This is a genomic window from Stappia sp. P2PMeth1 (assembly GCF_900185735.1).
Lineage (GTDB): Bacteria > Pseudomonadota > Alphaproteobacteria > Rhizobiales > Stappiaceae > Stappia.
This window is the reverse complement of record NZ_FYAW01000033.1, coordinates 1-6,929: the sequence shown is the minus strand read 5'-3', so window position 1 is coordinate 6,929 and position 6,929 is coordinate 1. Positions and strand designations below refer to the sequence as shown.

The window sequence follows — 6,929 nt, the reverse complement described above, 5'->3', positions numbered from 1 at the left end:
CATCAAGGCCTCGATAGTGACAAAGCGGACGTGTCACGCCCGCTTCTGTTAGCACCCTCGCGGGCGGGTGTCCAAGGCGGATGGGCGCACGCATCCGCATGTCCGGCACCTGTTGTCGAACGGCAACATTGTTTACCCGATTGGTTAATCAAACAAAAAGTGAATCTGACAAAATTGCCCCGATTTTCAGGCATTTGTGCGAAGCGGCAAAAGCGGCTCGCAAAGTATCACGGTCCGCCGGCGCGGCGCGCGGCGCCCCTTGCCGGCACCGCCGGCCGCGTCCGTGGCGAGGGCGCGGCGAGGGCGCGGGAGTCGTCAAAGCGGATGAAACATGCCATATGGTGGCGGACCTGGACCGCGAAGGTCCGGCCGGTTCAGATCCGGTCAACCATTCGGGTCTAACCTTGGTTTACCATAGGGGCGATGACGGACCTCTCGGGTTCAACCGGAACAGGATATCTCGTGCGTATCAACGAGATCCGGGCAGCGTCCCCGCCGGCGTCGATGGCGGGGGATGCGGAAGACGCGCGGCGGCAGGCTCGTCGGCGCGCGTTTTGTGCTGCCCTGCTGGCCAGCACCCTGTTCAGCCTGCCGCCCGCCCCGGCGCAGGCGCTCGACCTGTTCGGGTGGTGGCCCTTCGGCTCTTCGCGCGGCGAATCGGAAACCGCCGTCGTCGATCCCTTCCCCTACACGGTCGCCCTGACGCTGACCGGCGGCGACGCCGATCTCAAGGAGAAGCTGGAGTCCGCCTCGCTCCTCGTCGACGACGCCGAGCGCCCGCCCTCCGGCGAGGCCGGGCTGATCGCCCGCGCCAATTCCGATTTCGAGCGCCTCGTCGGCCGGCTCTATGTCGAGGGTTACTATGCCGGCACGGTCGATATCCGCATTGCCGGACTGACGCTGGAGGCGGCGCTGCGCATGCCCTCCCTGCCCGGCCCGCGCCCCGTCCCGGTGGCGATCCGGGTGTCGGCGGGGCCGCTCTTCACCTTCGGTAAGCTCTCCGTCGAGAGCGAAGGCCCGGCCGGACAGGTCGGCTCGCCGCAGAGCTACGGGCTGGTGCCGGGCGACACCGCCAACTCGGACAAGGTGCTGCGCGCCGAGCAGCGGATCGTCGCCGACCTGAAGGCGACAGGCCATCCCTTCGCGCGGATCGAGCGGCGCGAGATCGTCGCCGACCACGCCACCAACCGGCTCGACGTGCGCCTCGTCGCCGCGCCCGGCGAGGCGGCCCGGTTCGGCGCCGTCTCCGTCTCGGGCACCGAGGTGACGGATCCCGATTTCGTCGTCACCCAGGCGATGCTGCCGGAGGGCGAGGCCTATTCGCCGCGAGCGATCGACCGGGCGACCAAGCGGCTCTCCGATCTCGGCATCTTTTCCTCCGTGCGCATCGTGCCGGGCGAGCAGGTCGGCCCGGACGGGCGGCTGCCGATGACCATCGAAGTGTCGGAGCGTAAGCGCAACGTCATCGGCGTCGGCGCCAACTGGTCGAGTTCGGAAGGCTTCGGCGTCGAGTCCTACTGGCGCCGGCGCAACCTGTTCGGCCGCGGCGAATTGCTCAGCCTCGAGGGCTCGATCGGCCGTCTGGGCGACAACAGCCTGTCGGACCTGGAATATGCCGCCCGCATCGCCTTCGAGAAGCCCGGCGCCTTCGGGCCGCTGACCACCTTCACGACCAGCCTCAGCGCCAAGCAGGAAATTCCGGACGCCTATCGCAGCCGCCACGTCACGCTGGATGCCTTCGTCCGCCGCGAGTTCAGCGAGCATCTGTCGGCGCGGGTCGGCGCCGAGGTGCAGTTCGCCGACGAGACCGACGTGTTCGGCAAGCGCACCTACCTGCTCGGCGGCGTCATCGGCGAACTCGCCTACGACACCCGCGACGACAGGCTGAACCCGACAAAGGGCCTCAACGCCGTCATCTTCGCCGAACCGGCCTATGACGCGCGCGGCAAGACCTTCATGCTGTTCACCCGGGGACAAGTCGCCGCCTATCAGGCGCTGGACGATGCCAAACGCTTCGTGCTCGCCGGCCGCGTCGGCGCCGGCAGCATCGTCGCGCCGTCCGTGCGGTCGGTGCCGGCGGCCCGCCGCTTCTTCTCCGGCGGCGGCGGCTCGATCCGCGGCTATGCCTATCGCAATGTCGGGCCGCGGCTCGGCGGCGAGGTCACCGGCGGCCGCTCCTATGTGGAGGCCTCGGCAGAAATCCGGATGAAGGTCACCGACACGATCGGCCTTGTCGGCTTCGTCGATGCGGGCAACAGCTTCAGCTCGATCTATCCGGATTTTTCGCAAGGGTTGAAGGTCGGCGTCGGCGCCGGCATCCGCTACTTCACCCCGGTCGGGCCGCTGCGGCTGGACGTCGCCGTGCCGCTCAACCCGGAGAAGGACGACCCGAGTTTCGCCGTCTATGTCGGCCTCAGCCAGGCGTTCTGATTTTGAGAAATTGAGACGGGTTGGGCGGCAGAAACGCAAAATTTCTCGAAATTTTGCAAAATCCGTCTCGAAATTCGATTCCGTGAATCATTTCAGTGATATGGATCGGAACGATGAGCTTCCGATTCCGATTCAACGACTTGAGAGACCGAATCAGGTCGCCGCTGCGATGCGCCATGATTTCGCTTCAACAGCGCGGCATAAGTCTTTCGATGAAGACTCGTTTTCCCCGTCGCGGAGGCGCCTGAGGTGACCGCGCCGTCTCCCCGCCGTCGCCGCTCCTTCCTGCGCACCGCCGCCCGGCTGCTGCTGCGCACGGTCCTCGCCGTCGTGGTGCTGGTGCCGCTGCTCGCCCTTGGCCTCCTCGGCGCGCTGCAGACGCAGGCCGGCCAGGACGCGGTCGTCGCCATCGTCAACGGCCTTGCCAGCGACGCCGACGGCGGTGTCCGCCTCGCCGGTCTCAGGGTCGGCTGGGGTCTCGACGCCTCGCTCGAGCGGGTCGAGGTATCGGACGCGCAAGGCCCCTATCTCGCGGTCGAGCAGGCCCGGCTCGCCTGGCATCCGCTGGCGCTGCTGTCCGGCAGGGTCGATGTCGAGACCCTCGACGTTGCGCGCGTGTCGCTCGACCGGCTGCCGGTCGAGAACGAGACGGACAGCGCCGACAGCGGCGCGCTGCCGCTGCTGCCCTTCCGCCTCGGCCGGGCGCAGGTCGAGGAGATCGCCATCGGCGAGGCCGTCGTCGGCGCGCCGGTGCGCCTCACCGCGCAGGCGCGGGCGAGCCTCTCCGAGGCACCGCGCGCGGCCACTGCCGAGCTCTCCGTCAGCCGCATCGACGGCACGCCGGGCGATGTCGCGGCGACGGTCCGCTTCCTGCCGCAGGCGGAGGAACTGTTCTTCGACGTGAGGGTGGAGGAGCCGCGCGGCGGGCTTGCCGCCCGGCTGTTGCAGATCGAGGGCCTGCCGGCGCTCGACGTGACGCTGAAGGGCGACGGGCCGCTCGACGACTGGCAGGCGCAGCTTGCGCTGGCGCTTGACGGGCGCACCGAGATCTCCGGCACCGCCCGTCTCGCCGAGGCCGGCGACACCCGCCGCCTGACGGCGCGGCTGGAGGGCGACGTCGCCGCCCTCGCCCCGCCGGTCGCCGCCGCCCTCGTCATGGGCCGCACGGTGCTGGACGCCGATCTTGTCCTTGCCCGCGACTTCGCGCCGCGGCGGGCGACCGGCACCCTGACGACCGGCACGCTGTCGTCCAGCTTCCGCGCCGACCTGCCCGAGGACGGGCGGATCGATGCCGGCGCCGAACTGCGCCTGTCCGCCGGCGAGGGATCGATGATCGGCGTGGAACTGCCCGGCCGGCTGATCGCCATCGGCGAGACCAATCTTTCGCTGACGGCGCGCGGCCCGAGCGAGGCGCTGGACTGGGCGCTCGCCCTCGACACCGCGCGGCTGCAGACGGCGGAGGCCCGTCTCGACGGCCTCGCCCTGCGGCTCGAGGGCGAAAAGCTCGACACGACGGCAAGGACTGTCCGTCCCGACGTCGCCGCAAGGCTGCCCGCCCGCCATGTCGCACCACTGATCGAGGGGGCGGAGATGCTCGCCGGGCCGCTGGCGCTCGAGGCCCGCGCGGCGATCGATCCGGCCGGCCCCGGCGCCGAAATCTCCGATCTGACCCTGACGCTCACCGGCATCGAGGCGCGGATGGACGGCACGCTGACGGCCGAGACCATCGACGCCAGCTACACCGTGACGCTCGCCGATCTTGCCCGCTTCGTTCCCGAACTGACGGGCGGCGCGCAGATCGAGGGCACCGCGACCGGCGCCCTCGCCGGCCCGGACATCGCCGCGACGCTCAAGGCCGAGGCGCTGCAGCTTGCCGGCAAGCCGGTCACCGATCTGGAGATCGACATCGACGGCACGACCGCGCCGGAGGCGCTGTCGGCCCGCATCATCGCCCATGGCACGGTCGACGGCCATCGGCTGAACGGGCTGGTCGACGCCAGGCCGAAGGAGGCCGGCGTCACGATCCCGACCTTCTCGCTCGCGGCCGGGGACAACCGGATCACCGGCGCCTTCGAGATCGGCGAGCTTGCGGACGCGCTCGGCACGCTCACCGGCACGCTCGACATCGCCGCGCCGAACCTCTCCGAACTTTCCGCCCTGGCGCTGACCGAGCTGGACGGCGCCCTGTCGGGCACATTGGCGCTGACGGGAACGGGCGCGGCCCAGCGGGCGGAGCTCACCCTTGCGGGCGAGGATCTTTCGGTCGCCGGCACCCGCATTTCCCGGCTGTCCGCGTCCGGCACGGCGAGCGGCGGGTTTGCGGCGCCGACGCTGTCGGGCGAGGCCAGGCTCAGTGGCATCCTCGCCGGCGACACGTTGATCGAGACGGTGACCGCGACCGCGACCTCGCAAGGCACCCGCACCGACCTCCGGCTGGATGCCCGCCTGGCGCAGGGAAGCAATGCCGATGGCGTCGCGCTGACCGCCGCGCTGGAGCCGTCGGACAGCGGGTTGGCCTTGCAGCTTTCCGCGCTCGACGGGCGCTATCGCGGTCTCGCCGCCCGGCTGGCGCAGCCCTCGCGCATCACCCTTGCCGACGGCACCACCACCATCGAGGGTCTCGGGCTGCTGATCGGCGGCGGCCGCATCGACATCAGCGGAACCGCCGGCGAGCGGCTCGCCATTGACGCGAGGATAAATGCCCTGCCGCTGACGGCGCTCGGTCCCCTTGCCCCCGGCGTTTCGCCCACCGGCAGCGCCTCGGGCACGGTCACGTTGCGCGGTGCTGCCGCCGATCCGCAGGCCGAATGGTCGCTGACGGTCGCCGACCTCTCCGCCGCGCCCTTGCGCGACAACGGCCTTGCCGCCGTCGGCCTGCGCTCCACCGGCCGGTTCCAGGCCGGCCGGATCACCCAGACCACCGACATCACCGGCGCCGACGGTCTGGCGCTCACCGCCGCCGGCACCGTCGCCCTTGCGGCGCCTGGTGCCCTCGACATCGCGGTGAGCGGCAACGTGCCGGTCAGCGCGGCGCGCCAACGGCTGATCCTGTCCGGCTTTTCCGGCCAGGGCGGGCTCGCCGTCTCCGGCCGGGTCACCGGCCCCTTCGCCGCGCCGCGCTACAGTCTCACCCTGCAGCCGCGCGGCTTGTCGCTGACCCAGCTCGCCTCCGGCCTCACCTTGCAGAATTTCGCCGGCAGCATCGCCGTCGACACGTCAGGTGTTGCGATCAACGATCTTACCGCGGCCATCGCCGCCGGGGGCAACCTTTCGGCGAACGGGCGCATCGGCCTGGATGCCGGCATGCCGGCGGACCTGCGTGTGCAGGTGCGCGAGGGGAGCTACACCGACGGGCGCATCGTCCAGGCGGTGCTCGGCGCCGACCTGCGCCTGACCGGCCCGCTCGCCGACCCGGCGCGCGGCGCGCGGCTGGAGGGTAACGTCTCCATCGCCCGTGCGGATATCACCATTCCCAGCACCCTGCCCGGCGCCATCGATCCGGTGTCGGTCACCCATGTCAACGCGCCGGAGGCGGTGCGGCAGCAGGAGGCGGCGCTGGCGCGCGACGGCGGCGGCACAGGCGGCGGCGGCCGGCCGATCGATCTCGACGTCAACGTGTCGGCGCCGGGACGCATCTTCGTGCGCGGACGCGGCCTCGACGCGGAGATGGGCGGCTCCCTGCGCATCGTCGGCACCACCGCCGACCCGCAGGCCGTCGGCTCCTTCTCCATGCGGCGCGGCCTGCTGCAGGTGCTGACCCGGCGCGTCCAGTTCAACCGCGGCGATGTCGGCTTCACCGGCTCCCTGATGCCGCGGCTCAACTTCGCCGCCACGTCGCAGACCAGCAGCGCGGCGGTCACCATCACGGTGACCGGCGAGGCGGCGCAGCCGCAGATCGCCTTCACCTCCTCGCCGCAACTGCCGCAGGACGAGGTGCTGGCGCAGTTCCTGTTCGACCGGTCGATGAGCCAGCTCTCGCCGACGCAGATCGCCCAGCTCGGCGCCTCGGTGCTGGCGCTCACCGGCGGCAGCACCGAAGGTCCGCTCGGGGCGCTGCGCCAGTCGCTCGGGGTCGATGCCATCGACCTGGAGACGGACGGCACCTCCGGCCCCTCGCTCGCGGTCGGCAAGTATCTCAGCGACAACATCTATCTCGGCGTCAAACAGGGCACGGAGGCCGGCTCCAGCCGCGTCACCGTCGACATCGACGTCACCCGGTCGCTGAAGCTGCGCGGCGAGGTCGGCGCCGACGGCGAGTCCAAGGCCGGCATCTTCTTCGAGCGCGAATTCGGCAAGTAGCGGGCTGCCTGCCGCCGCTGCCTGTCGGCCCCTTCGCCCCGCCCTCTCCATGCGTCATTCCGGGCAAGCGAAGCGCGACCCGTATGTGGACGGCCCCCTGAGGGCAAGCGATTAGTCGAGGAGTGCCCGGATCGACAGCGGTTCGTATGTCCGGCCTGTTTCGGCGGCATGGTGAACCGCCATGGCCCAAGATGGGTTGC

2 protein-coding genes are annotated in these 6,929 nt (G+C 70.6%); both read left to right on the top strand.

Annotated features, from left to right (window positions below):
* Positions 1-462 precede the first annotated feature (462 nt).
* Complete coding sequence (locus P2PM1_RS19895) at positions 463-2,430, top strand: autotransporter assembly complex family protein (RefSeq protein WP_208985354.1); 1,968 nt, start codon at positions 463-465, stop codon at positions 2,428-2,430.
* 249 nt (positions 2,431-2,679) lie between these two features.
* Positions 2,680-6,729, top strand: coding sequence for a translocation/assembly module TamB domain-containing protein (locus P2PM1_RS19890; protein WP_186400246.1), 4,050 nt, complete (start codon positions 2,680-2,682; stop codon positions 6,727-6,729).
* Positions 6,730-6,929 lie beyond the last annotated feature (200 nt).